Here is a 24,484-nt window from a genome sequence, read left to right as displayed (position 1 = left end):
CACACCCCTGATGGCGAAGAAGCCGAAGAAGCAGCAGCAGTCCGGGGGCACGCCCGCGACGGTGGCCCTGACCGCGGCGGGCGTGGACTTCACCGTCCACTCCTACGACCACGACCCGAACCACCCCTCCTACGGCGAGGAGGCTGCCCAGGCGATGGGCGTATCCCCCGACCGCGTCTTCAAGACCCTGGTGGCCGACGTCGACGGCTCCCTGGTGGTCGGCGTGGTCCCGGTGGCGGGCTCGCTGGACCTGAAGGCGCTGGCGGCGGCGGTCGGCGGCAAGCGGGCGGCCATGGCCGACCCGGCCCTCGCCGAGCGCACCACCGGCTACGTCCGGGGCGGCATCTCCCCGCTCGGCCAGCGCAAGAGGCTCCCGACGGTCCTGGACGACTCGGCCGGGGGCCACGCGACGATCTGCGTCTCGGCGGGGCGACGGGGGCTGGAGGTGGAGCTGGCGCCGGTGGACCTGGCGAAGCTGACGGGGGCGGTGCTGGCGCCGATCGGCAGGGGCTGAGACGGCGGCCTGTCTCCCGGCCGCCCCGTTTCCCAGCCGCCCCGCTGCTCACCGCCTCCCGGTCGGCCGCTCCGCGTGGGCGCTACGGCTGCTGCGGATACGCCGTCTCGGGATCCCGGGGCCCGAACAGCGCGGTCAGCCCCAGATGCACCAGCAATGCGGCGAGCGGCCAGGCCAGCAGAGCGCCTCGCGCCGAGAGCTTCAGCGGCGCCGAGAAGGTGACGCCCTTGCCCACGGCCTTCGCGTGCGCCAGCACGTCGGACTCCGGTCCGAGCCACACCCCGAGCCGCCACGCCAGCAGGGACCCGAGCAGCCCGCCGACGCCGAGCGCCACCACCAGCGGCACGCCCCCGCGCCGACGCAGCAGGAAGACGGCGACCGCGCTGACGAGACCGAAGGCCAGCGCCAGCAGAGTGAACGTTCCGTCCACCCCGATGGCCTGTTCTCCCTCGCTGTCCTTCAGATAGACGACCCAGCTCTTGTCGACCTCGTCGCCGACCAGCGGCACATGCGGTGCCAGCCACCACCACAGCAGCCCCAGCAGCACCCCGCCCAGCGCCACGGCCACCGTGATCACAGCGGCCTCCCGCACTTCGGTCTTCATCCCGGGGCCGTCCTGTTCGTCTGCACCCCCGGCCGGCCCCTCGGCGGGCGGCGGAGCCTGCCAGACCTGGTGCGAGGAGTCGTTGTGCGGTGGCGTCGGTGGCGTCAGCGGTGCGGTCACCCTGCCATCGTGCCAGGTCGCGCCGTGCGCCGCGTCACCGGACGGCGGCCCTGCGGTACGCCCAGGTCGCCACGGCCAGTGAGACGACTCCGACACCGGCACACACCCCCAGGTCAACGAGAACGACGGCCCAGTCCGGGTGTGCCCCGAACGTCCCGGCGTACGCCTCCACGCCGTAGGTCGACGGCAGCAGGTCCCGGGCCAGCCGGACGATCTCCGGCATCCGGTCGGCCGGCAGCACGCCGAGCAGCAGCGCCGCCGACATGCCCAGCTGCCCGAGCAGCGTGGCCAGTTCCTGCCGAGGCGCGAGCAGGCCGCAGGCGGCGCCGAGCCCGGAGAGCGCGGCCCCGGCGAGCGGGATGACGGCCAGCAGGACCCACAGGTTGGACAGCGGCAGCCCGAACAGCACGCACCCGAAGACGGCGGTCACCAGGGTTCCCGGCACGGTGAACGAGGCGTACGCCGCCGCCGCGCCCAGCACCACCGCGGCCGGCGGCACCGGCAGCGTGGCGTAGTGGTCGAGCCCGCCGCTGGCCCGCAGCTGCCCGAAGTACTGCGAGAGCAGATTCAGCGCCACGTACGCCACGACGAGCACCGAGGAGCCCGCCACCACCGACTGGGCCTCGGAGCCGCTGTCGACGACACCGCGCATCATCACGGCGATGCCTACGGACTGGAAGGTGGCCACGAACAGCAGCGGGATGCGGGCCACCCGGGCCCGGGACAGCTGCGCCCGGTACACGGCCGTCAGCGACGGCCACAGCCGCGCGGGCGGTCCGAGTTCGGCCGCGCCCCGTGCCGGCTCCGGCACGGCCGGGGCTCCGCCCGACAGGACCTCCGCGGGTACGACACTCACGTCGAGCTGCTCCTCTTCCCTACGGCAGGCGTGTGGACCGGCGTACAGACCCCTACGCATCGCCCGGCCACCGCGTTCACGCCTTCACCAGCCCCTGCCGGGCCGCCCCGCCGAGCGCCAGGTAGACGTCCTCCAGGCTGGGCGTGGCGAGCGTGAAGTCGTCCAGGGCGGCGAAGGCGGCCCCGCCGGTCACCGTGGCGACGGCGGCGCGGGCCTCCTCGGGGGCGAGCCGCAGCGTCCAGCGCCGGCCGGACTCCACGGCGCGCTCGCGCAAGCCGGCGACCTCGGGCACCTCCAGCGGCGCCCGCTCCCGCCAGACCAGCTCCACCCGCACCTCGCCGGCGACCTGTTCCTTCAGTCCGGCCGGGGAGTCGCAGGCGATGACCCGGCCCCGGTCGAGGACGGCGACCCGGTCCAGCACGGTCTCGGCCTCGATGACGTTGTGGGTGACCAGCAGCACGGTCGTACCGCGCTCGGCCCGCCGCCGGTCCACGGCGGCCCACACCGCGCGCCGGGCCACCGGGTCCATGCCGGTGGTCGGTTCGTCCAGCACGAGCAGCGGGCGCTCGCCGACGAGCGCGGCGGCGAGGCAGGCGAGCCTGCGCTGCCCGCCGGACAGCTTCTTCAGCGCCCGCCCGGCGATCGGGGTGAGGCCCAGCTCCTCCAGCACGGCGTCCCGCTCGGCCCGCGCCCGCGGCACGTCCAGGCCGCGCAGGCGTCCGGTGGTCTCGGCGGCCAGGGAGACGGTCAGCTCGTCCAGGGCGGAGGACTCCTGACCCAGGTACGCGAGGAGCCGGGCGGCCCGCTCGGGGTGCCTGACGATGTCGTGGCCGAGGATCTCGACGCTGCCCGCGTCCGGCCGCAGCAGCCCGGTCAGCTGCCGTACGAGGGTGGACTTGCCGGCACCGTTCGGTCCGAGCAGCCCGAAGATCTCGCCGCGGCGCACGTCCAGCTCGACCGCGTCGGTGGCCCGAACCTCGGGGGTGCCGGGTGCCCCGCGCCTGCTCTTGACGGCCGGGTAGGTCTTGCCGAGCCCGCGCACGCGTACGACCGCGTCATGCCGAAGTGCCTGTGCCGCGCGCGTACTCACAAGGGACGAGGGTACGGGGTCGGGGGCCTTTACTCGCCTTTGGGGCCACTTCTGTACGGAGACCGGTGAGGGATCACTCTCCGGTACCGGCGTGCTCGGCGGCGGCCGGAACATCGACTTCCCGCCAGAAGCCCGCCCGGATGGCGTAACGGTCGTGCTCGTCGATCTGGTCGTCCTTGTGGGCCAGCAGTCCGAACCGGGCCGCGTACCGCAGCAGCTCCCCGTCGATCCGGTGCGGGATGCGCGGGTACATCTGGGACAGCTTCTGCAGATTGTTCTGGTCGCCGAGCCGGGACATCCAGCGGCGGGCGAAGACCTGTCCGACCTCGTACGGGTCGCCGCCGACGGTGGTGATGTCCTCCTCGCGGTCGGCCCACCGCTGCTCGGCCGTCGTGAGCTGGGCCAGCGTCGGCATGGAGGCGACGTCGGGCGGCTCGGTGACCACGCCCGGCCGGTCCACCCAGCCCTTGTCGGACGACCAGCGCAGGGTCGCGGTGGCGGGGTGCTGGGCGGACTGGGTGCCGGGGGCGCGCAGCGCGGCGAGGTCCTTGGGGGTGGGGACGCCCTTGGGGGCGGGGGCCCGCTCCTGGGCGCCGTTCCCGGTCGCGCCGGCCGTCGGCGCGACGGGTTCTGCGGGCTGCTCCGCCGCCGAGCCGAGCGAGGACTCGGGCAGCGGCGCGGAGAGGATCGCGGCGATCTCGGGGCGCGGCGCGGGCGGCGGCGCGCAGACGCCGGTCAGCTCCTTGACGCGGACGGCCTGGGTGATCCAGGCGCGGTCGAGGACACGCCGCTCGTCGGCCTCGGCGACCAGGTCCTCGGACTGGTTGTAGTCGCCGTCGGCGGCCTGGACGGCCCACAGGTGGACGGCGACGCCGTGCTCCTTGGCGGCCATCATGCCGGGCAGCAGATCGCCGTCGCCGGTGACCAGGACGATGTCGGAGCAGGCGCGGTTGCGGGCCAGCTCGGTCAGCTCGGCGTGCATGGCGGCGTCCACGCCCTTCTGTGCCCAGCGCCCGTCGCTGCGGGTGAGGGCGCCGAGCCGGACGGTGACCCGGGGCATCACGCGCAGCCGGCGATGCTCCGGCTGGGGGACGCGGTCGGGCGCGCCGTCGAACCAGTAGATGCGCAGCAGGGGACACTCGGTCTCCGACTCCGCACGGTCGCGCAGCGCCTGGATCAGCGCGGTGTGATCGACGGTGATCCGGGACCGCGAGGGCTCGCCGGCGAGGAGGCTGGCGGCGGCGCCCAGCAGATACCCGGCGTCCACCAGGACGATGCAGCGGTCCACGCGACTCACCCTCTTCCCGGGAGGCTTTGCTTCGGACTTCCTTCGAGTCTGCCCGACCACGCGGGGGTTAACGGCCCGAACTCGATCTTCGGCGTGGCGTTTGCGGATCCCGCTCGCCCACCACCCCTGTCACACACGGTAATTGTCCGACATGCGCCTGGTGTCAGCATATGTGAATCTGGTCGCGGCCCTGGCCCCTAGATCCCCCACAGGAGGCAGATCACCATGGCCAAGAACAAGAACCGCAAGCAGGGTGGCCCGCAGAACCGCGCTCCGCAGGCCGAGCAGGCACACGAGCGCGCCCCGCGTCCGTCGGAGGAGCACGAGGCTTCGATGCACGCTCCGGGCAACCCCTCGGATGTTGCTCGTAAGAAGCAGAAGAGCTTCGGCCACAACTAAAGGGCATGTGAAGCCCGTCAAGGGCATGTGAAGCCCAGGCACGCAGGAGGGGCGCACCCGTCACGGGTGCGCCCCTTCGCGCATGGGCGGTTCAGCCGGCCAGGCAGGACGGGCCGAGCAGCACCTTCAGATCGCCGAAGAGCGCCGGGTCGGGCTTGACCCGGTGCCGGTCCAGGCGCAGCACGGTGGTCTTGCGCGGGCCCTGGAGCTTGATCCGGACCTCGCTGTCGCCCTTGTGGTGGCTGAGGATCTCGCCGAGCCGGCTGACCATGGGCGGAGTGACCCTGGTGGCCGGGATGGTGAGGACCACGGGCGCGTTGGTGCCCGCGTTGGACAGGTCCGGGACCATCAGCTCCATGGCGACGAGCCGGGGCACGTCCTCGCGCTTGTCGAGCCGGCCCTTGACGAACACCACCGCGTCCTCGACGAGTTGGGTCGACACCAGCTGGTAGGTCGCCGGGAAGAACATGCACTCGATGGAACCCGCGAGGTCCTCGACGGTGGCGATCGCCCAGGCGTTGCCCTGCTTGGTCATCTTGCGCTGCAGGCCCGAGATGATGCCGCCGATGGTGACGACCGCGCCGTCCGCGTGCTCACCGCCGGTCAGCTGGGCGATACCCGCGTCGGCCTTGTCGGACAGCACGTGCTCCAGGCCGAAGAGCGGGTGGTCGGAGACGTACAGACCGAGCATCTCCCGCTCCTGGGCGAGCAGATAGGTCTTGTCCCACTCCTCGTCGGTGAACTGCACGTCGAGCCCGAAGCCCGGCTCGCTGCTGGTCTCCTCGCCCATGCCGCCGAACAGGTCGAACTGTCCCTCGGCCTCCTTGCGCTTGACCGCGACCACGTTGTCGATCATCGGCTCGTACTGCGCCGTGAGCCCCTTGCGGGTGTGGCCCATGGTGTCGAAGGCGCCGGCCTTGATCAGCGACTCGGTGGTGCGCTTGTTGCACGCGACCGCGTCGACCTTGTCGAGGTAGTCGGGGAAGGAGGCGTACTTGCCCTTCGCCTTGCGGCTCTTGATGATCGACTCGACCACGTTGGTGCCGACGTTGCGCACGGCTTCGAGGCCGAAGAGGATCACGTCGTCGCCCTGGGCGGCGAAGTTGTGCACCGACTCGTTGACGTTCGGCGGAAGCACCTTGATGCCCATGCGGCGGCACTCGTTGAGGTAGATCGCCGACTTGTCCTTGTCGTCCTTCACGGAGGTCAGCAACGCGGCCATGTACTCGGCGGGGTAGTTCGCCTTGAGGTACGCCGTCCAGTACGAGACCAGGCCGTACGCGGCGGAGTGGGCCTTGTTGAAGGCGTAGCCGGCGAACGGGACCAGCACGTCCCAGAGCGCCTGGATGGCTTCGTCGCTGTAGCCGTTCTTGCGGGCGCCGGCCTGGAAGATGGTGAAGTTCTTCGCCAGCTCGTCGGGCTTCTTCTTGCCCATCACACGGCGGAGGATGTCGGCCTCGCCGAGCGAGTACCCGGCGATGATCTGGGCGGCCTTCTGCACCTGCTCCTGGTAGACGATCAGGCCGTAGGTGACGGCCAGGACCTCTTCGAGAGGCTCCTCCAGCTCCTTGTGGATCGGCGTGATCTCCTGCTGCTTGTTCTTGCGCAGCGCGTAGTTCGTGTGGGAGTTCATGCCCATCGGGCCCGGGCGGTACAGGGCCGACACGGCGGAGATGTCTTCGAAGTTGTCGGGCTTCATCAGCCGCAGCAGCGAGCGCATGGGGCCGCCGTCGAACTGGAAGACGCCGAGGGTGTCGCCGCGCTGGAGCAGCTCGAAGGTCTTGGGGTCGTCGAGCGGGAGGCTCAGGAGGTCGATGTCGACCCCCTTGTTGGCCTTCACCATCTTGACGGCGTCGTCCATGATCGTGAGGTTGCGCAGGCCCAGGAAGTCCATCTTCAGCAGGCCGAGCGACTCACAGCTCGGGTAGTCCCACTGGGTGATGGTCACGCCGTCGGTGTGCCTGACCCAGACCGGGACGTGCTCGGTGATGGTCTCGCTGGACATGATCACGCCGGCGGCGTGCACGCCCATCTGCCTCACCAGGCCCTCCACGCCGCGCGCGGTGTCGATGACCTTCTTCACGTCCGGCTCGTTCTCGTACATCCCGCGGACCTCGCCGGCCTCGCTGTAGCGCGGGTGCTGCGGGTCGGTGATCCCGGACAGCGGGATGCCCTTGCCGAGGACGTCGGCGGGCATGGCCTTGGTGATGCGGTCGCCCATCGCGTACGGATAGCCCAGCACGCGCGCGGAGTCCTTGATCGCGTTCTTGGCCTTGATGGTGCCGTACGTGCCGATCATGGCGACCTTGTCGGCGCCGTACTTCTCGGTCACGTAGCGGATCACCTCGACGCGCCTGCGCTCGTCGAAGTCGATGTCGACATCGGGCATCGAGATGCGCTCGGGGTTGAGGAACCGCTCGAAGATCAGACCGTGCGGGATCGGGTCGAGGTCGGTGATGCCCATGGCGTAGGCGACGATCGAACCGGCCGCGGAGCCTCGGCCGGGGCCGACGGCGATGCCGTTGTTCTTGGCCCACATGATGAAGTCGGCGACCACGAGGAAGTAGCCGGGGAAGCCCATCGAGATGATGACGTCCATCTCGTAGTCGGCCTGCTTCTGGCGGTCCTCGGGGATGCCGCCGGGGAAGCGGCGCTCCATGCCGCGGCGCACCTCCTCCTTGAACCAGGTGACCTCGGTGTAGCCCTCGGGGATGTCGAACTTGGGCATGAGGTCGCGCTTCTCGAACATGCCGGTGGTGTCGACCATCTCGGCGACGAGGAGCGTGTTGGCGCAGCCCTCCTGCCAGGCGTCCGAGGAGTCGATGGCGTACATCTCGTCCGTGGACTTCAGGTAGTAGCCGGTGCCGTCGAACTTGAAGCGGTCCGGGTCGGAGAGGTTCTTGCCGGTCTGGATGCACAGCAGGGCGTCGTGCGCCCCCGCCTCGTGCGCGTACGTGTAGTGCGAGTCGTTGGTGACCAGCGGGGGGATGCCGAGCTTCTTGCCGATCTCCAGCAGGCCGTCGCGGACCCGGCGCTCGATCTCGATGCCGTGGTCCATCAGCTCCAGGAAGTACCGGTCCTTGCCGAAGATGTCCTGGTAGTCGGCGGCGGCCTTGAGGGCCTCGTCGAAGTGGCCGAGGCGCAGCCGGGTCTGCACCTCGCCGGAGGGGCAGCCTGTGGAGGCGACGATGCCCTCGGACCACTGGGCGATGGTCTCCTTGTCCATCCGGGGCCACTTCTGCAGCCAGCCCTCGGCGTAGGCGTCCGAGGAGAGCCGGAAGAGGTTGTGCAGGCCGGTCCTGTTCACGGCCCACATCGTCTTGTGGGTGTAACCACCCGAACCGGAGATGTCGTCCCGCTTCTGGTGCGGCTGGCCCCAGAGGATCTTGCGCTTGTTGCGCCGGGACTCGGGGGCGACGTACGCCTCGATCCCGATGATCGGGGTGACCCCGGCCTTCTTCGCGGAGTGGAAGAAGTCGTACGCCCCGTGGAGGTTGCCGTGGTCGGACATGGCGATGTGCGTCATGCCCATCTCGTTGCACGCGTTGAACATGTCCTTGAGCCGCGCGGCACCGTCCAGCAGCGAGTACTGGGTGTGGACGTGCAGGTGCGTGAAGGGCGGCTTTGACACGGTATGGCCTCCAACGGAAACACTGGGCGACGGGGCGGCGGACAGTTCTGGGGTCAGCGTCGAAGTCTATGCCTCGGGACTGACACCCGACGGGCACTCCCACGTACCTTCGTGCGTTGGGTACGGCAGAAACGCTGTCGTACAGGAAAAGCACCAGGAGGCACCCCGCGATGCCGGTCCCCCAGCTCAACGACGAGCAGCGCGGCGAGGAGATCCTCGCCGTCTTCGACACCGCCTTCGGCCGGCTCCTGGCCGCCGACCCGGCCGCCTTCCGGGTCAAGTTCCGCAAGATGGCTGCCTCGGCCTTCGCGTTCTACCGGGGTACGGCGTGCCTCTTCTACCACGACCTCGACGCGGAGAAGCGCGGTGGCCCTTTCCTGGACGAGCGCACCTCGCGGGTGTGGATCCACGGCGACCTGCACGCGGAGAACTTCGGCACGTACATGGACTCCAACGGCCGGCTGGTCTTCAACGTCAACGACTTCGACGAGGCCTACGTCGGCCCCTTCACCTGGGACCTCAAGCGCTTCTCGGCCTCCGTCGCGCTCATCGGGTACGCGAAGGCGCTCAGCGACGAGCAGATCAGCGAGCTGGTGACGGTCTACGCGGCGGCCTACCGCGAGCGCATCCACGCGCTGGCCACGGGCGCCAAGAGCGACGAGGTGCCGCCCTTCACCCTGGACACCGCCGAGGGCCCGCTGCTGGGCGCCCTGCGGGCCGCCCGCTCGCTGACCCGGTTCGAGCTGCTGGAGTCGATGACCGAGATCCGCGACTTCGAGCGCCGCTTCGCGCCGGGCGGCGGCTCCATCGAGCTGGACGCGGCGACCCGCTACAAGGTGCTGGCGGCCTTCGACGGCTACCTGGAGACGCTGCCGGACTCGTCCCTGGCCCGCCCGGACTCCTACCGGGTGAAGGACGTCGTCGGCCGCCGGGGCATCGGCATCGGCTCGGCGGGCCTGCCGTCGTACAACATCCTCCTGGAGGGTCACAGCGACGCCCTGGAGAACGACGTCGTGATCTACATCAAGCAGGCCCAGACCCCGGCCGTCTCCCGGCACATCACGGACCCGGCGATCGCCGGCTACTTCCGGCACGAGGGCCACCGCACGGTGATCTCCCAGCGCGCCCTGCAGGCGCACGCCGACCCGTGGCTGGGCTGGACCGAGCTGGACGGATCCGGCCAGCTGGTCGCCGAGGTCTCGCCGTACGCCGTCGACCTCGACTGGGGCGACATCGACGACCCGGAGGAGATCGCGGCCGTCGTCGCCGACCTGGGCCGGGCCACCGCCACCATGCACGCGGCGGCGGACGACACCTCCGGGGAGTCCCTGGTGCCGTTCTCGACCGAGCGGGCCATCGACGCGGCCCTCGCGGCCGACGAGGAGAGCTTCGCGCCGCTCCTGGTGGACTTCGCGCACAGCTACGGCGCACGCGCGCGTGCGGACCACCAGATCTTCGTCGACCTGTTCCGCAACGGCCGGATTCCGGGGCTGTGACCTTCGCACCGCACAGGGACCCTTTAGGGGTCCCTTACCCGCCTACGTGACAGACTCTCCCTTCGCTATGGACATATCCGGGACCCAGCTCAGAACCGTGCGCGCGGTGCTGTTCACGGCCTTCGTCGTGACGCTCAGCACCGCGTCGCACGTGCTGCTGTCCCGGGCCCCGCTGCCGGCGGCGACCGTGAGCGCGGTCGCCGCCGGGGTCTTCGTCACCGCGTACGCGCTGGCGGGCCGCGAGCGCGGCTTCGGCCGGATCGCCGCCCTGCTCGTCCCGCTGGAGCTGGCCGCCGACACGGTGTTCACCACGGGCCAGCACGCCTGCTACGGCCGCGCGGGCGGCCCGGTCGCCGGCCCGCTGCACGCCTTCGGCTTCAAGGTGCTGTGCGAGGGCGGCGCGGTCGGCACGCCGCTGGCCCAGGTGACCGGGGCGCCCGGCCGCCCCGAGGCGTTCCTCGTGCACGCCAGTCCGGCCGCTGCCTGGCTGCTGCTCGCCGGGCACGTCGGCGTGGGCCTGCTCGCAGCCGCCTGGCTGCGCCGGGGCGAGCGGGCGCTGACCCAGCTGCTGCGCGCGGTCGCCGCCACCACCTTCCGGCCGCTGCTGCTCGCCGCGGCCGTGGTCGCCGTGACGCCGGCCCCGGTGCGCCCGGCGGCGCGCCCGGCGCCGCGCCCCTCCGCAGCCCGCGGCCGGCTTCTCGTGCACTCCCTGGGACGGCGTGGACCGCCGTGCTCGCCCGCTCTCGCCGCCGGCTGAGCGGCGAGGCCTGAGCACCTCCAGTCCCCCTTACGTATTCCGCGTACGACGTGTGCGCGTCCCCCATGGAGATCACCCCTATGAGCAAGCGGAACAGCCAGACGGCGAAGACGGCGGCCCGGGAGCGGCTGCGCCAGGAGCGCGAGCGGCAGGCCAAGCGCGACAAGACCAAGCGGACTGTCATCGTGGCGGCCTCGGCGGCGGCCGTCCTGGCCGCCGCCTTCGGCATCAGCTACGCGGTCATCCAGATGAACAAGCCGACCGGTTGGGACGCCGCGAAGACCAAGCCTCTGGTCAAGCCGGCCCACACCACCGGGGCGGACGGCACGATCGTCGTCATCGGCAAGAGCACCGCCAAGAAGACCCTCACCATCTACGAGGACCCGCGCTGCCCGGTCTGCGCCGCGTTCGAGCAGAGCGTCGGCTCGACGGTGAAGAAGGACATCGACAACGGCACCTTCAAGCTCCAGTACGTCGGCGCCACCTTCCTCGACAGGAACCTGCCCGGCGTGGGTTCCAAGAACGCGCTCAGCGCCCTCGGCGCCGCGCTCGACGTCAGCCCGGAGGCGTTCCTCGAGTACAAGTCGGCGATGTACTCGGCGAAGTGGCACCCCGCCGAGACCGACGACAAGTTCAAGGACGACGCCTACCTGCTCAAGATCGCCGACACGGTCCCCGCGCTGAAGAGCAACGCGGCGTTCCGGAAGGCCGTGAAGGACGGCACCTACGACAGGTGGGCGCTGGAGGAGTCCAAGATCTTCGACAAGGACGGCATCCAGGGCACCCCGACCCTGAAGATGGACGGCAAGACGCTGACGGGCGCCGACGGCAAGAACGCGCCGTCGAACCCGGCCGAGTTCAACAAGGCCCTCGACGCGGTCCTCAAGGGCTGACGGCCCCTCATAAGCCGGACCCGGCGTGAAGAGCGGGCGAACTTTCGGAGTTCGCCCGCTCTGGCTCAATACCGATCAGTAACCTGATCGGTCGTGACCAGTCGATACAGATCATCCAAGGCTTCCCAGGGCCTCGACTCCCTTTCTCCCCGGCGCCGTACGGTCGTCAAGGCCGCGGCGGCGACCGCTGTCCTGGCCGGCCCGCTGGCCGCCGCGCTGCCGGCCCGCGCCGCCACGGACACCCCCTCCTTCCTGCACGGCGTCGCCTCCGGCGACCCGCTGCCCGACGGGATCCTGCTGTGGACCCGAGTGACCCCGACCGCGGAGGCGATACCTGGCTCGGGGCTCGGCCCGGACACCGAGGTGAGCTGGGTCGTCGCCAAGGACAAGGCCTTCACCACCGTCGTCGCCAAGGGCTCCACCACCGCGACGGCCACCTCCGACCACACCGTGAAGGCCGACATCCGCGGCCTGGAGCCGGCCACCGACTACTGGTTCCGTTTCTCGGCCGGCGGCACCGACTCCCCGGTGGCGCGCACCCGCACCGCGCCGGCGGCGAACGCGGACGTCAGCGGCCTCCGCTTCGGCGTGGTCTCCTGCGCCAACTGGGAGGGCGGCTACTTCTCCGCCTACCGCCACCTCGCGGCCCGCAACGACCTGGACGGCTGGCTGCACCTCGGCGACTACATCTACGAGTACAAGTCCGGCGAGTACGCGGCCCGCGGCACGGTCGTCCGCCCGCACGCGCCCGCGAACGAGATCATCACGCTCGCCGACTACCGGACCCGGCACGCCAAGTACAAGACCGACCCCGACCTGCAGGCGCTGCACCTGAAGGCACCGGTCATCGCGATCTGGGACGACCACGAGTTCGCCGACAACGCCTGGTCGGGCGGCGCGGTCAACCACACCGAGGGCGCCGAGGGCACCTGGACGGCCCGCAAGGCGGCCGCCAAGCAGGCCTACTTCGAGTGGATGCCCGTGCGCCCGGCCGTCGAGGGCACCACCTACCGGCGGCTGCGCTTCGGCAAGCTCGCCGACCTGTCGCTGCTGGACCTGCGTTCCTTCCGCTCCCAGCAGGCCTCCACGGCCAGCGGCTCGGTGGACGACGCGAACCGGACCATCACCGGGCGCGCGCAACTCGACTGGCTCAAGGCGGGGTTGAAGGCCTCCGACACCAAGTGGCGGCTGGTGGGCAATTCGGTGATGATCGCGCCGTTCGTCATCGGCTCCCTCACCGCCGACCTACTCAAGCCGCTGGCCAAGCTGCTCGGCCTGCCGCAGGACGGCATCGGCATCAACACCGACCAGTGGGACGGCTACACGCACGACCGCCGCGAACTCCTGGACCACCTGCGCTCGAACGCCATCGGCAACACCGTCTTCCTGACCGGTGACATCCACATGGCGTGGGCCAACGACGTGCCGGTGGACGCGGGTACCTACCCGCTGTCGGCGTCGGCCGCCACCGAGTTCGTGGTGACCTCGGTGACCTCCGACAACCTCGACGACATCGTGAAGGTCCCCGAGGGCACGGTCTCCGCGGTCACCGCGCCCGTCATCGAGGCCGCGAACCGGCACGTCCACTGGGTGGACACCGACCGGCACGGCTACGGCGTGCTGGACATCACCACCGCCCGGGCGCAGATGGACTACTACGTCCTGTCCGACCGCACCGACCCGAACGCGACCTCCAAGTGGGTGCGGTCCTACCGCACCCGCAGCGGCACGCAGAAGGTCGAGCGGACGTACGACCCGGTGTAGCCGGACTCTCCGGCGCCGGCCGAGGCAACCCGCACCAGGTTTCCTACGTCAGACGGCTTAGGTGACGGATCGTCGTCACCATGACCCCGATAGGAGACACATGGCCACCCCCCAAGGTGCCTTGAAGAAAACCGCGACGATCGCGGCCGCGATGGCCTTCGCCGGGCTCGCCTCCGTCGCGACGGCGCCGGAGGCCTCGGCGGCGCCGGCCTTCGTCAACCTGACCGTGTGGGACGTCCACGGCGCTCCCATCTACAGCGAGCCCAGGGACTCGTCCCACAGAAGCCATGTGGAGCCGTACAAGGCGACCCTGCGGATCGCGTGCTCGACCAGCAAGACCCCCTCGGGGGCCCTGTGGTTCAGGATCTACGACTCCCAGCCGCCGGCCTGGGTCTGGTCCGGCCACTTCCAGTCGCTGGTGCACCCGCCCAAGGAGTGCTACCCGGGCTGACATGTCCCTGACCGTCGGTCAGGCGGTCTGCAGCCCTTCGAGGAAGCCGAGCGCCACCCGCCAGGTGGCCTCGGCGGCCTCGCGGTCGTAGTCCGGCAGGTCGGGGTCGGTGTAGAGGTGGCCGGCCCCGGCGTACCGGTAGACCTCCACGTCGGCGCCGGCCCGGCCCATCTGCAGGTACCAGGCGGTCAGCCAGTCGTCCGTCTCGAACGGGTCCGGCTCCGCCACATGCAGCTGCACCGGCAGCTCGTCCACGTGCGCCGTCGGCGCGATGTCCGAGGTGCCGTGCAGGAGCAGCAGCCCGCGGGCCTTGTCGTCACCGAGTGCCAGGGTCTGGGCGATGGAGGCGCCGAGCGAGAACCCGGCGTACACCAGCCCGCGGTCGGAGTACGGCGCCGCCGCGAGCACGGCCCGCTTCAGCAGCTCCTCCTTGCCGACCTCGTCCTTGAACTCCATGCCCTCCTCGACGGTGTCGAACGTGCGCCCCTCGAAGAGATCCGGCGTCCACACCTCGTGGCCCGCCGCGCGCAGCCGGTCCGCTGCGTCGCGCACCGCGGGCCTGAGCCCGTAGGTCGAGTGAAAAAGCATGATGTTCATGAGGCCATGGTGCCAGCCGGGTACGACAGTGCCGGTGCCGCCGTACCCAGGAACGCGCCGAACTCACATGTTCATGGCCGCCGCGCGCCGGTTAGGAGCGCAGGCATGGAAGCCGTACTACGCCCCCTGATCGTGCTCGGCGGCTCGGTGCTGCTGACCCTGGCCATCGGCTGGGGCACCGACCGGCTGCTGTGCAAGGCCGACGCACGCGACCACGACACCCCCCTGTGGGGGCTGCTGCGCCGTGCCCGCATCCCTTACCAGCTCGTGCTGTGCGCCGCCCTGCTGCGCGGCTCGTACGACCAGGCGAAGCTGCTGGAGCGGCACCAGGTCGGCATCGGCCGGACGCTGACGCTGACGCTCATCGGGTCGGCCGCCTGGCTGGTGATCCGGATCGCCGCGGCGATCGTCGAGACGACCTACACGCGATACGCGCGCGCCCATCGCGACGCGGCCCGGGTGCGCCGGGTGCGCACCCAGGTGGAGCTGATCATGCGGGTCGTGTCCGCGATCGTCATCGTCGTGGCCGCCGCCTCGATGCTGCTGACGTTCCCGGCGATGCGCGCGGCCGGTGCCTCGCTGCTGGCGTCGGCCGGCATCCTCGGCATCGTGGCCGGTGTCGCCGCCCAGTCGACGCTGTCGAACATGTTCGCGGGGCTGCAGATCGCCTTCGGTGACATGGTGCGCATAGGCGACACCGTCGTGGTCGACGGCGAGTGGGGCACCGTCGAGGAGATCACCCTCACCTTCCTGACGGTACGGACCTGGGACGAGCGGCGGATCACCATGCCGGTGTCGTACTTCACCTCCAAGCCGTTCGAGAACTGGTCCCGCGGCACGCCGCAGATGACGGGCATCGTCTACTGGCACCTGGACCACAGCGCACCGATCGAGGCGATGAGGGAGAAGCTGCGCGACATCCTGCGCCAGTGCCCGGCCTGGGACGGCCGCGCCTACGGCCTGGTGGTGACGGACACCACACCGAACACCCTCCAGGTGCGCGCCCTGGTGACCGCGAAGGACGCCGACGACATCTGGACGGTGCGGGTCACGGTCCGCGAACAGATGATCACCTGGCTGTCGACGGAACACCCCTACGCCCTCCCCCGGGTCAACACCACGGAGGCCGTACACCCGCCGACCCGCATCCCGCCCCCCGACGGCACCTCACTGCGCAAGGCCTACGACTTCCCCCGCACGGGCCGCGGCTGACAGCGCACGCCGTGGGAGATCACCGCAGGCTGCGCACGTCGAGATGGCGCAGCACCCGGTCCACGATCTCCGGGTCCGCACCCGACTCGCTCCGCGCGGCCAGCACCGCGTGCCGGGCGGCACTCAGCATCTCCGCCTGGATGCGCCGCACCCGCTTCAGCCGCCTGACCCGTTGGTGCTGCGCCTCTCGCCGCTCCTCCTCCCCCATGTCCGGGCTGATGCGGATCCCGATCTCGAAGGCCCGCCGCAGCATCTGCTCGGACAGCTCGTCGGGCAGCTCCTCGACCTGTTCGATCTCCCGCAGCCGCCGCTTCGCGGCCTTCGCCGCCCGCACCGCCAGCTCCTTCTCGAACTCCTTCTCCCGCTCGGAGTCGGCCCGCACCCCCAGCCGCCGCACCAGCCAGGGCAGCGTCAGCCCCTGCAGCACCAGGGTGACGATGATCACCCCGAAGGCGATGAAGACGAGGACGTCCCGCTGCGGGAACGGCGCCCCGGCATCGGTCCGCAGCGGGATCGCGAGGACCAGCGCCACCGAGGCCACCCCGCGCATCCCGGACCACCACATCACCACGGTCTCCCGCCAGCTCACCGGGATCTCCTCGTCGTAGTCCCGGCGGGCGTGCAGCCGCTTGGTCAGCCAGGTCGCGGGCAGCAGCCACAGCAGCCGTACGACGATCACCACGCCCACCACGACGGCGGCCCAGCCGAGCAGCTGGCCCCAGCGTCCCTGCGCCGTGCGGATGGCGTTGTGCAGCTCGAGGCCGATGAGCCCGAAGGCGACGCCCGTGACGAGCGTGTCGATGATGTCCCAGAAGGTGTGCCCGGCCAGCCGGGTCATCACGTCGTCGGCGTCGGTGGCGTACTCGGCGAGGAAGAGTGCCGTGGTGAGCACCGCGAGCACCCCGGAGCCGTGCAGCTTCTCGGCGAGCACGTAGGAGGCGTACGGCACCAGCAGGGTCATGCCGATCTGCAGGGTCGGGTCGCCCAGCAGATCCATCAGTTTGTTGGCGCCCCAGCCCAGCGCCAGGCCGACGACCAGCGCGACGACGGCGGACAGCACGAGGTCGAGGCCCGCCTGCCACGGCGAGAACGTACCGCTGAGGGCCGCGGCGATCGCGACGTGGTAGAGCACGATGGCCGTGACGTCGTTGAACAGCCCTTCGCCCTCCAGGATCGACACCAGCCGGCGGGGCAGCCCGAGCTGCCCGGCGACGCTGGTCGCGGCGACCGGGTCGGGCGGGGCGATCAGCGCACCGAGCGCGACGGCGGCGGCGACCGGCAGCCCGGGCACGATCGCCTGGGCGACGGCGGCCACGCACACCGTCGTCACGAACACCAGGGCGACGGCCAGCAGGAAGATCGGACGGACGTTGGCCGCGAACTGCCGCCAGGAGGTGCGCCGTACGGCGGCGTAGAGCAGCGGCGGCAGCAGCGCGGGCAGGATCAGCTCGGGCGGGATGTCCACGTCGGGCACGAAGTCGGCCACCGCCAGCACCCCGCCGAACAGCGTCATCAGCACCGGCGCCGGCACCCCGAACCGGTCACCCACCGGGACGCTCACCAGGGCCCCGAGCAGCAGGGCGAACAACAGGGCCAACTGGTCCACGGCCGGCGCTCCGGGGGTCGACGATCACGGCAGGCCTCAAGCCTGCCACGGGCTCCGCCGGGGAAGCGTGCTGCTAGAGGGCGCGGCGCATCGCCCGGTGCGGTATGCCCGCGTCCGGGAACTGCGGGCCGTAGGCCACGTAGCCGAGACGCTCGTAGAAGCCCAGGGCGTGAGTCTGCGCGTGCAGGTCCACGGCCGTGAGGCCACGCGCGCGGGCCGCGTCCTCGATGGCCCGCACCAGGGCCGCACCGACTCCGAGGCCGCGCGCGTCCCGGGAAACGGCGAGCCGTCCCAGGGAGCCCACCATCGGGTCCCCGCCGGTCTTCCCGGCCGCCGCCTCGCCGTGCAGCAGCCGCCCGGTGCCGAGCGGCACGCCGTCCTCGCGGACCGCCAGCACATGCACGGCGACCGCGTCGTAGGCGTCGTACTCGATGTCCTCGGCGACGCCCTGCTCCACGACGAAGACCTCCTTGCGGACCGCGAAACAGGCCTCGCGGTCGGCCGGGTCCTCGGCGGTCCGGACGGTGTACGGCCCGCTCACGCCCAGGTCTCCTCGCGGACCTGGTCCAGGGCCTGCTGCAGGTCCTCGGGGTAGACGCTCTCGAACTCCACCCACTGGCCGTCGCCCGGGTGCTCGAAGCCGAGCCGGACGGCGTGCAGCCACTGGCGGGTCAGGCGCAGCCGCTTGGCCAGGGTGGGGTCGGCGCCGTAGGTGAGGTCACCGACGCAGGGATGGCGGTGGGCTGCCATGTGGACGCGGATCTGGTGGGTGCGGCCGGTCTCCAGCTTCACGTCCAGCAGGGAGGCGGCGCGGAACGCCTCGACGAGGTCGTAGTGCGTCACGGAGGGCTTGCCCTCGGCCGTGACCGCCCACTTGTAGTCGTGGTTCGGGTGGCGGCCGATGGGCGCGTCGATGGTGCCGCTCGTCGGGTCCGGGTGGCCCTGGACCAGGGTGTGGTAACGCTTGTCGACCGTGCGCTCCTTGAACTGGCGCTTGAGCGAGGTGTACGCGCGTTCCGACTTGGCGACCACCATCAGGCCCGAGGTGCCGACGTCGAGGCGGTGCACGATGCCCTGGCGCTCGGCGGCGCCGGAGGTGGAGATCCGGTAGCCGGCGGCGGCGAGACCGCCGATGACGGTGGGACCGCTCCAGCCCGGCGACGGGTGCGCCGCCACGCCGACCGGCTTGACGATCACGACCACGTCCTCGTCGTCGTGCACGATCTCCATGCCCTCGACCGGTTCGGCGACCACCTGCACCGGCGCGGGCGCCTGCGGCATCTCGACCTCGAGCCAGGCACCGCCGCGCACCCGCTCGGACTTGCCGACCACAGCGCCGTCGACCTGCACCTTGCCTGCCGCGGCCAGCTCGGCCGCCTTCGTACGGGAGAAGCCGAACATGCGGGAGATGGCGGCGTCGACGCGCTCGCCCTCCAGGCCGTCGGGCACGGGCAGGGTACGGATCTCGGGAACTGTGCTCACCCGTCGAGTATGCCGGACGGCTCCGACACCCCCGCACGAGCCTGTGGACAAGTGACCCGCGGCTCAGTCCTTGTGGACCGTGCCGTCCGGGTCCAGGCCGCGGAAGGACAGCAGCACGATCAGGATTCCGCCGCACACGATCGCCGAGTCGGCGAGGTTGAACACCGCGAAGCCCTTGGGCGCGATGAAGTCCACGACCTCGCCCTCGAAGACGCCGGGCGCCCGGAAGACGCGGTCGGTGAGGTTGCCGAGCGCGCCGCCGAGGAGCAGCCCGAGCGCGATCGCCCACGGGAAGCTGTAGAGCTTGCGGGCCAGCCGGATGATCACCACGATCACGGCCGCGGCGATCAGCGTGAAGATCACCGTGAAGGCGGCACCGAAGCCGAAGGCCGCGCCCGGGTTGCGGATGGCGTGCAGCTCGAGCCACTCGCCGACCAGCCTGATCGGCGCGTGGCCCTCCAGCTCGGCGACCACGAGCGTCTTGCTGATGAGGTCGAGGGCGTACGCGAACGCGGCCACCGCGAACAGCACGGCGATCCGGCGCCCGCGGCCAGCGGGCCGCTGCGCCGGGGCCTGCTGCTCGCCGCTGTCGTCCGGGGTGTCCGGCGTACCGATGATGCGCTCCGCCTCTGCCACGTGAGTCCCTCAACCTAGGTGCCTGACTGAGGACGAGGGTACGGCACGCCCCGGCGGACGCTCACGCTCAGGAGCGACGTTCCTGCTTCTGTTTGCACTCCACGCACAGGGTGGCCCTCGGGAAGGCCTGCATCCGCGCCTTGCCGATGGGGTTGCCGCAGTTCTCGCACAGGCCGTAGGTGCCCGCGTCCAGCCGTTCCAGGGCGCGCTCGGTCTGGGTCAGCATCTCGCGCGCGTTGGCGGCCAGCGCCAGCTCGTGCTCGCGCGTGATGTTCTTGGTGCCGGTGTCGGCCTGGTCGTCGCCCGCGCCGTCCCCGGAGTCCCGCATGAGGCCGACCAGGGACGCCTCCGAGGAGCTGATCTCCTCCCGCAGCCGCTCCATCTCGGACTGCAGCTCCGCGCGGGCCTCGCCGACCTCTTCCACGGTCCACGGATCCTCGCCGGGGCGCACCGCCAGTTCGCCGGGGTCCGCCGCGCCGACCCGTGCCTTGGGGACGGCGGTCTTGGCCGTGGCCGTGCCAGGAGTCTTCTTCGCAACCACTGTCGTGGCTCCCGTCTGCTTCGCGGCCCGCGCCGCGCCCGCTTTCTTGGCCGTGCTCTTGCCGGCCGCCTCCGAGGCGACGGCTTCACCGGCCGGCGTCCCACCGCCGGCCCTGTTCGCGACTGCCTTTCTGACCGCTGCCTTCCTGGCCGCTGCCTTCCTGGCCGGTTTCGCGGCGGCCGCCTTCTTGGCGGCCGTCTTCCCCGTGGCGGCCGTCTTCCCCGTGGCCGCCTTCCCCGCCGTGCCCGCGTGCTGCGCTGCCGCCTCCTCGACGGCCGTCTCCTCGGTCACCGCCCTCTTCTCCTGAACCTTCTTCGCCGGGATCTTCTTCTCCGCCGCTTCCTCGGCCGCATGCCGGTCGGCGGGCGCCCTCCCGACCGGCGCCTCCCGCGGTGCCGTCTCCCCGGCGGCGGTCTTCCCGGCGGCCGTGTCCTTCGAAGCGGTCCGCCCGGCGATCGTCTTCCCGGCGTCGGTGTTCCGGGTGACCGCCTCCTTCGTGGCGGTCTTCTTCGCGGCCGTCTTCCTGACAGCCATGTTCTTGACAGCCGTGTTCTTGACAGCCGTGTTCCTGACGGCCGTCTCCTTCGCGGCCCTCTCCTTCGCGGCCCTCTCCTTCGCGGCCCTCTCCTTCGCGGCCGTCTTCTTCGCGGCCCCCGCGCGCGTGCTCTTCGTCCCGGCCGCTCCCTCGGCCTCGCCACCGGGGGCAGCCGCGTCGCCGGAGGCGGCCGCGCCCCTGGGCCGACCGGTCGCCGGCTGCTGTACGGCGGTCCTCTTCGCCACCATGGCCGCGGCCCCTTCACATATTGTGATCTTGCTCGCGAATCGCGTGCTGGGACGATAAATCGACTTGAGTCCCGCGGCAACGGGGCACACCGCCCGATTCGCCCGCCCGCACCCCCCGCGCAGCGGGCCTGCATCCGTTGTGCCCAGCTCCCCGCCGGGTAATCCGCCGGGCGGCGCCTCCCCGGATCCGAGCGCCCGCGCCCTGGCCATTCGGGTCATCGCGGCCGGTCACCCGGGGCCCGCGCCCGGCGCACCGAAAACCGGTCAGCCACTGTCCGCGCGGCGCCGTACACTGGGCGGAGCGAAAAGCGTGGATGGGGACGAGTAGCGGCGTAGGCAGCCCAGAGCGACCCGGGGACGGTGTGAGCCCGGGGGCGAGCGCGTCGTGAAGATCACCCCGGAGCCGCCGGAAGAAAGCCGCAGCCGCGAGGCCGGGGCGAGTAGAGCCGGCTTCGCGACCCCAATGAGGGGGCTCACCGGCGTGTACGGCGCGGCGGAGGGCCAAGGAGGGTGGTACCGCGGGAGCGCGCCGCACACGGCGTGGACAGGATCGAAGGCTCTCGTCCCTCCGACGGAAGACAGCAAGTCCGTTGGAGGATGCTCGCAGATGACAGCGCCGACGTACCGCCAGGTGCCCGCACAGGTCGACCTGCCCGCTCTTGAGCACGCCGTGCTCGACTTCTGGCGCGACCAGAAGATCTTCACCAAGAGCCTGGAGCAGTCCGAGGGCCGCCCCGAGTGGGTGTTCTACGAGGGTCCGCCCACGGCGAACGGCATGCCCGGCGCCCACCACATCGAGGCGCGCGTCTTCAAGGACGTCTTCCCCCGCTTCCGCACCATGCGCGGCTACCACGTGGCCCGCAAGGCCGGCTGGGACTGCCACGGCCTCCCGGTGGAGCTGGCCGTCGAGAAGGAGCTGGGCTTCTCCGGCAAGCAGGACATCGAGGCGTACGGCATCGCCGAGTTCAACGCCAAGTGCCGCGAGTCCGTGACCCGGCACACCGACGCCTTCGCCGACCTGACGACCCGCATGGGCTACTGGGTCGACCTGGACGACGCCTACCGCACCATGGACCCCGAGTACGTGGAGTCGGTCTGGTGGTCCCTGAAGGAGATCTTCGGCAAGGGCCTGCTGGTCCAGGATCACCGCGTCGCCCCCTGGTGCCCGCGCTGCGGCACCGGCCTGTCCGACCACGAGCTGGCGCAGGGCTACGAGACGGTCGTCGACCCGTCCGTGTACGTCCGTTTCCCGCTCACCTCCGGTCCGCTCGCCGGCGAGGCCGCGCTCCTGGTGTGGACTACGACCCCCTGGACCCTGGTGTCCAACACGGCGGTCGCCGCGCACCCCGAGGTCACCTACGTCGTCGCGACCGACGGCCAGGAGAAGATCGTCGTCGCCGAGCCGCTGGTCGCCAAGGCGCTCGGCGAAGGCTGGGAGACCACCGGCCAGTCCTTCACCGGCGCCGAGATGGAGCGCTGGACCTACCGGCGTCCCTTCGAGCTCGTGGAGTTCCCGGAGCCGGCCCACTACGTGGTCAACGCCGACTACGTGACCACCGAGGACGGTACGGGTCTGGTCCACCAGTCCCCCGCCTTCGGTGAGGACGACCTGAAGGTCTGCCGCTCCTACGGCCTGCCCGTGGTCAACCCGGTCCGCCCGGACGGCACCTTCGAGGAGGACGTCCCGCTGGTCGGCGGCGTCTTCTTCAAGAAGGCCGACGAAAAGCTCACCGAGGATCTGCAGCAGCGCGGCCTCCTCTTCAAGCACCTGCCGTACGAACACAGCTACCCGCACTGCTGGCGCTGCCACACCGCGCTGCTCTACTACGCGCAGCCCTCCTGGTACATCCGTACGACGGCGATCAAGGACCGCCTCATCCAGGAGAACGAGGGGACCAACTGGTTCCCGGAGACGGTCAAGCACGGCCGGTTCGGCGACTGGCTGAACAACAACATCGACTGGGCGCTCTCCCGCAACCGCTACTGGGGCACCCCGCTGCCGATCTGGCACTGCGAGGACGACCACCTCACCTGCGTCGGCTCCCGCGCGGAGCTGACCGAGCTGACGGGCACCGACCAGTCGGGCCTCGACCCGCACCGCCCGTACATCGACGAGGTCACCTTCGCCTGCCCGCACGAGGGCTGCGGCAGGACCGCCACGCGCGTGCCGGAGGTGATCGACGCCTGGTACGACTCGGGTTCGATGCCGTTCGCGCAGTGGGGCTACCCGCACAAGAACAAGGAGCTGTTCGAGAGCCGGTACCCGGCGCAGTTCATCTCCGAGGCGATCGACCAGACCCGCGGCTGGTTCTACACGCTGATGGCCGTCGGCACGCTCGTCTTCGACAAGTCGTCGTACGAGAACGTCGTCTGCCTCGGCCACATCCTCGCCGAGGACGGCCGCAAGATGTCCAAGCACCTGGGCAACACCCTGGACCCGATCCCGCTCATGGACCGGCACGGCGCGGACGCGGTGCGCTGGTTCATGGCGGCCGGCGGTTCCCCGTGGGCGGCCCGCCGGGTCGGTCACGGCACCATCCAGGAGGTCGTCCGCAAGACCCTGCTGACGTACTGGAACACGGTCGCCTTCCAGGCGCTGTACGCCCGTACCTCCGAGTGGGCGCCGAGCGCGGCCGACCCGGCCCCGGCCGACCGCCCGCTGATCGACCGCTGGCTGCTGTCCGAGCTGCACGCACTCACCGACCAGGTGACCCAGGCGCTGGAGGCTTACGACACCCAGCGCGCCGGCAAGCTGCTGTCCGCGTTCGTCGACGACCTCTCCAACTGGTACGTCCGCCGCTCGCGGCGTCGCTTCTGGCAGGGCGACAAGGCCGCGCTGCGCACGCTGCACGAGGTGCTGGAGACGGTCACCAAGCTGATGGCGCCGATCACCCCGTTCATCACCGAGCGGGTGTGGCAGGACCTGGTCGTGCCGGTGACCCCGGGCGCCCCGGACTCGGTCCACCTGGCCGCCTGGCCGGAGGCCGACCTCTCCGCCATCGATCCGGAGCTGTCGAAGCAGATGGTCCTCGTCCGCCGGCTGGTGGAGCTGGGCCGCGCCACGCGCGCGGAGTCGGGCGTGAAGACCCGTCAGCCGCTGTCCCGCGCGCTGATCGCCGCGAGCGGCTTCGAGACCCTGGACCCCGAGCTGCACACGCAGATCACCGAGGAGCTGAACGTGTCCTCGCTGGCGTCGCTGAGCGAGGTCGGCGGCTCCCTGGTGGACACCACCGCCAAGGCCAACTTCCGTGCGCTGGGCAAGCGGTTCGGCAAGCGGGTCCAGGACGTGGCCAAGGCGATCGCGAACGCGGACGCCGCCGCACTGTCCCTCGCCCTGCGTGAGGGCACGGCGTCGGTGGAGGTCGACGGTGAGACGGTCACGCTCGCCCCGGACGAGGTGATCATCACCGAGACCCCGCGCGAGGGCTGGTCGGTGGCCTCCGACTCCGGTGCCACGGTCGCCCTGGACCTGGAGATCACCGAGGAGCTGCGGCAGGCGGGCCTGGCCCGTGACGCGATCCGGCTGATCCAGGAGGCCCGCAAGAACAGTGGGCTGGATGTGGCCGACCGGATCGCTCTGCGGTGGACCTCGACGGATGCCGCGGTGGTCGCCGCGCTGACCGAGCACGCGGAACTGATCGCCGAGGAGGTCCTGTCGACGGACTTCCAGCAGGGCGACGCCGACGACACCTTCGGTGAGACGTTCACCGACGAGGGGCTGTCCCTCGCGTTCCGGCTGCGCAAGGCGTAGGCGCCGAGCGGTT

21 protein-coding genes are annotated in these 24,484 nt (G+C 71.0%); 10 read left to right on the top strand and 11 right to left on the bottom strand.

Features of this window, described 5'->3' with window-relative positions:
- The first annotated feature begins 10 nt into the window (after positions 1-10).
- Complete coding sequence (gene ybaK / locus ACIHEJ_RS12935; RefSeq protein WP_400134778.1) at positions 11-514, top strand: Cys-tRNA(Pro) deacylase; 504 nt, start codon at positions 11-13, stop codon at positions 512-514.
- An 82-nt stretch (positions 515-596) separates the two neighbouring features.
- On the opposite strand, the gene ACIHEJ_RS12930 is transcribed toward ybaK, so the two are convergent.
- The 4 genes from ACIHEJ_RS12930 to ACIHEJ_RS12915 form a co-directional block, all read right to left on the bottom strand.
- Positions 597-1,238 carry an AAA family ATPase gene (locus ACIHEJ_RS12930; RefSeq protein WP_400134776.1) on the bottom strand — a complete coding sequence of 214 codons (642 nt, stop codon included), beginning with the start codon at positions 1,236-1,238 and terminating at the stop codon, positions 597-599.
- Between the two features lie 34 nt (positions 1,239-1,272).
- Entirely contained in the window at positions 1,273-2,094 is an 822-nt protein-coding gene (locus ACIHEJ_RS12925; protein WP_400134773.1) for an ABC transporter permease, read from the bottom strand.
- A gap of 76 nt (positions 2,095-2,170) precedes the next feature.
- Positions 2,171-3,184, bottom strand: coding sequence for an ABC transporter ATP-binding protein (locus ACIHEJ_RS12920; RefSeq protein ID WP_400134771.1), 1,014 nt, complete (start codon positions 3,182-3,184; stop codon positions 2,171-2,173).
- Positions 3,185-3,257: 73 nt separating this feature from the next.
- Entirely contained in the window at positions 3,258-4,472 is a 1,215-nt protein-coding gene (locus ACIHEJ_RS12915) for an NYN domain-containing protein (RefSeq protein ID WP_400134769.1), read from the bottom strand.
- Positions 4,473-4,697: 225 nt separating this feature from the next.
- On the opposite strand from ACIHEJ_RS12915, the gene ACIHEJ_RS12910 reads away from it, so the two are divergent.
- Complete coding sequence (locus tag ACIHEJ_RS12910; RefSeq protein WP_400134767.1) at positions 4,698-4,871, top strand: hypothetical protein; 174 nt, start codon at positions 4,698-4,700, stop codon at positions 4,869-4,871.
- A gap of 91 nt (positions 4,872-4,962) precedes the next feature.
- On the opposite strand, the gene dnaE is transcribed toward ACIHEJ_RS12910, so the two are convergent.
- Entirely contained in the window at positions 4,963-8,502 is a 3,540-nt protein-coding gene (gene dnaE, locus ACIHEJ_RS12905; RefSeq protein ID WP_400134765.1) for a DNA polymerase III subunit alpha, read from the bottom strand.
- Between the two features lie 170 nt (positions 8,503-8,672).
- Between dnaE and ACIHEJ_RS12900 the strand changes: the two genes are divergently transcribed.
- The 5 genes from ACIHEJ_RS12900 to ACIHEJ_RS12880 all read left to right on the top strand — a co-directional run bounded on the left by ACIHEJ_RS12900 (position 8,673) and on the right by ACIHEJ_RS12880 (position 13,863).
- Positions 8,673-9,998 carry a DUF2252 domain-containing protein gene (locus tag ACIHEJ_RS12900; protein ID WP_400134763.1) on the top strand — a complete coding sequence of 442 codons (1,326 nt, stop codon included), beginning with the start codon at positions 8,673-8,675 and terminating at the stop codon, positions 9,996-9,998.
- Between the two features lie 67 nt (positions 9,999-10,065).
- A complete protein-coding gene (locus ACIHEJ_RS12895) occupies positions 10,066-10,755 on the top strand; it encodes a hypothetical protein (protein ID WP_400134761.1) in 690 nt (229 codons plus the stop codon).
- An 80-nt stretch (positions 10,756-10,835) separates the two neighbouring features.
- The gene (locus ACIHEJ_RS12890; protein ID WP_400134759.1) at positions 10,836-11,648 is read left to right on the top strand and encodes a DsbA family protein; all 813 of its coding nucleotides are present in this window, start codon (positions 10,836-10,838) and stop codon (positions 11,646-11,648) included.
- Positions 11,649-11,741: 93 nt separating this feature from the next.
- Entirely contained in the window at positions 11,742-13,412 is a 1,671-nt protein-coding gene (locus ACIHEJ_RS12885; protein ID WP_400134757.1) for an alkaline phosphatase D family protein, read from the top strand.
- Positions 13,413-13,533: 121 nt separating this feature from the next.
- Entirely contained in the window at positions 13,534-13,863 is a 330-nt protein-coding gene (locus ACIHEJ_RS12880) for a hypothetical protein (protein WP_400134755.1), read from the top strand.
- Between the two features lie 18 nt (positions 13,864-13,881).
- Here the strand turns inward: ACIHEJ_RS12880 and ACIHEJ_RS12875 are convergent, their stop codons facing one another.
- The gene (locus tag ACIHEJ_RS12875; protein ID WP_400134753.1) at positions 13,882-14,460 is read right to left on the bottom strand and encodes a dienelactone hydrolase family protein; all 579 of its coding nucleotides are present in this window, start codon (positions 14,458-14,460) and stop codon (positions 13,882-13,884) included.
- 105 nt (positions 14,461-14,565) lie between these two features.
- Here ACIHEJ_RS12875 and ACIHEJ_RS12870 point away from each other — a divergent pair, with 105 nt between their 5' ends.
- On the top strand, positions 14,566-15,672 hold the full coding sequence (locus tag ACIHEJ_RS12870) for a mechanosensitive ion channel family protein (protein WP_400134751.1): 1,107 nt from the start codon (positions 14,566-14,568) through the stop codon (positions 15,670-15,672).
- Positions 15,673-15,691: 19 nt separating this feature from the next.
- Here the strand turns inward: ACIHEJ_RS12870 and ACIHEJ_RS12865 are convergent, their stop codons facing one another.
- The 5 genes from ACIHEJ_RS12865 to ACIHEJ_RS12845 all read right to left on the bottom strand — a co-directional run bounded on the left by ACIHEJ_RS12865 (position 15,692) and on the right by ACIHEJ_RS12845 (position 20,471).
- A complete protein-coding gene (locus ACIHEJ_RS12865) occupies positions 15,692-17,278 on the bottom strand; it encodes a Na+/H+ antiporter (RefSeq protein ID WP_400134749.1) in 1,587 nt (528 codons plus the stop codon).
- 73 nt (positions 17,279-17,351) lie between these two features.
- Positions 17,352-17,819, bottom strand: coding sequence for a GNAT family N-acetyltransferase (locus ACIHEJ_RS12860; RefSeq protein ID WP_400134747.1), 468 nt, complete (start codon positions 17,817-17,819; stop codon positions 17,352-17,354).
- Positions 17,816-18,760: an RluA family pseudouridine synthase gene (locus tag ACIHEJ_RS12855; protein ID WP_400134745.1), complete on the bottom strand. Its 945-nt coding sequence runs from the start codon at positions 18,758-18,760 to the stop codon at positions 17,816-17,818. The genes ACIHEJ_RS12860 and ACIHEJ_RS12855 overlap by 4 nt, the downstream gene beginning before the upstream one ends.
- A gap of 63 nt (positions 18,761-18,823) precedes the next feature.
- The gene (lspA, locus tag ACIHEJ_RS12850) at positions 18,824-19,396 is read right to left on the bottom strand and encodes a signal peptidase II (protein WP_400134743.1); all 573 of its coding nucleotides are present in this window, start codon (positions 19,394-19,396) and stop codon (positions 18,824-18,826) included.
- Between the two features lie 67 nt (positions 19,397-19,463).
- Positions 19,464-20,471: a TraR/DksA family transcriptional regulator gene (locus tag ACIHEJ_RS12845; protein WP_400134741.1), complete on the bottom strand. Its 1,008-nt coding sequence runs from the start codon at positions 20,469-20,471 to the stop codon at positions 19,464-19,466.
- A 13-nt stretch (positions 20,472-20,484) separates the two neighbouring features.
- Here ACIHEJ_RS12845 and ACIHEJ_RS12840 point away from each other — a divergent pair, with 13 nt between their 5' ends.
- The gene (locus ACIHEJ_RS12840; protein WP_400134739.1) at positions 20,485-20,778 is read left to right on the top strand and encodes a hypothetical protein; all 294 of its coding nucleotides are present in this window, start codon (positions 20,485-20,487) and stop codon (positions 20,776-20,778) included.
- Positions 20,779-21,327: 549 nt separating this feature from the next.
- A complete protein-coding gene (gene ileS, locus ACIHEJ_RS12835; protein ID WP_400134737.1) occupies positions 21,328-24,471 on the top strand; it encodes an isoleucine--tRNA ligase in 3,144 nt (1,047 codons plus the stop codon).
- Positions 24,472-24,484 lie beyond the last annotated feature (13 nt).

Origin of the sequence: Streptomyces sp. NPDC052301, from assembly GCF_044593395.1 — a bacterium.
In the GTDB taxonomy this organism is placed as follows: domain Bacteria; phylum Actinomycetota; class Actinomycetes; order Streptomycetales; family Streptomycetaceae; genus Streptomyces.
The sequence above is the reverse complement of the archived record's forward strand: the minus strand, read 5'-3'. Positions and strand labels throughout refer to the sequence as shown.

What these genes read in the sequence shown, in the direction of transcription:
- ACIHEJ_RS12900 (WP_400134763.1), top strand. Translation starts at nt 8,673, where the DNA reads ATGCCGGTCCCCCAGCTCAACGACGAGCAGCGCGGCGAGGAGATCCTC.
- ACIHEJ_RS12875 (WP_400134753.1), bottom strand. Translation starts at nt 14,460, where the DNA reads ATGAACATCATGCTTTTTCACTCGACCTACGGGCTCAGGCCCGCGGTG.
- ACIHEJ_RS12845 (WP_400134741.1), bottom strand. Translation starts at nt 20,471, where the DNA reads ATGGCTGTCAGGAAGACGGCCGCGAAGAAGACCGCCACGAAGGAGGCG.
- ACIHEJ_RS12895 (WP_400134761.1), top strand. Translation starts at nt 10,066, where the DNA reads ATGGACATATCCGGGACCCAGCTCAGAACCGTGCGCGCGGTGCTGTTC.
- ACIHEJ_RS12870 (WP_400134751.1), top strand. Translation starts at nt 14,566, where the DNA reads ATGGAAGCCGTACTACGCCCCCTGATCGTGCTCGGCGGCTCGGTGCTG.
- ybaK (WP_400134778.1), top strand. Translation starts at nt 11, where the DNA reads ATGGCGAAGAAGCCGAAGAAGCAGCAGCAGTCCGGGGGCACGCCCGCG.
- ACIHEJ_RS12910 (WP_400134767.1), top strand. Translation starts at nt 4,698, where the DNA reads ATGGCCAAGAACAAGAACCGCAAGCAGGGTGGCCCGCAGAACCGCGCT.
- ACIHEJ_RS12890 (WP_400134759.1), top strand. Translation starts at nt 10,836, where the DNA reads ATGAGCAAGCGGAACAGCCAGACGGCGAAGACGGCGGCCCGGGAGCGG.
- ileS (WP_400134737.1), top strand. Translation starts at nt 21,328, where the DNA reads ATGACAGCGCCGACGTACCGCCAGGTGCCCGCACAGGTCGACCTGCCC.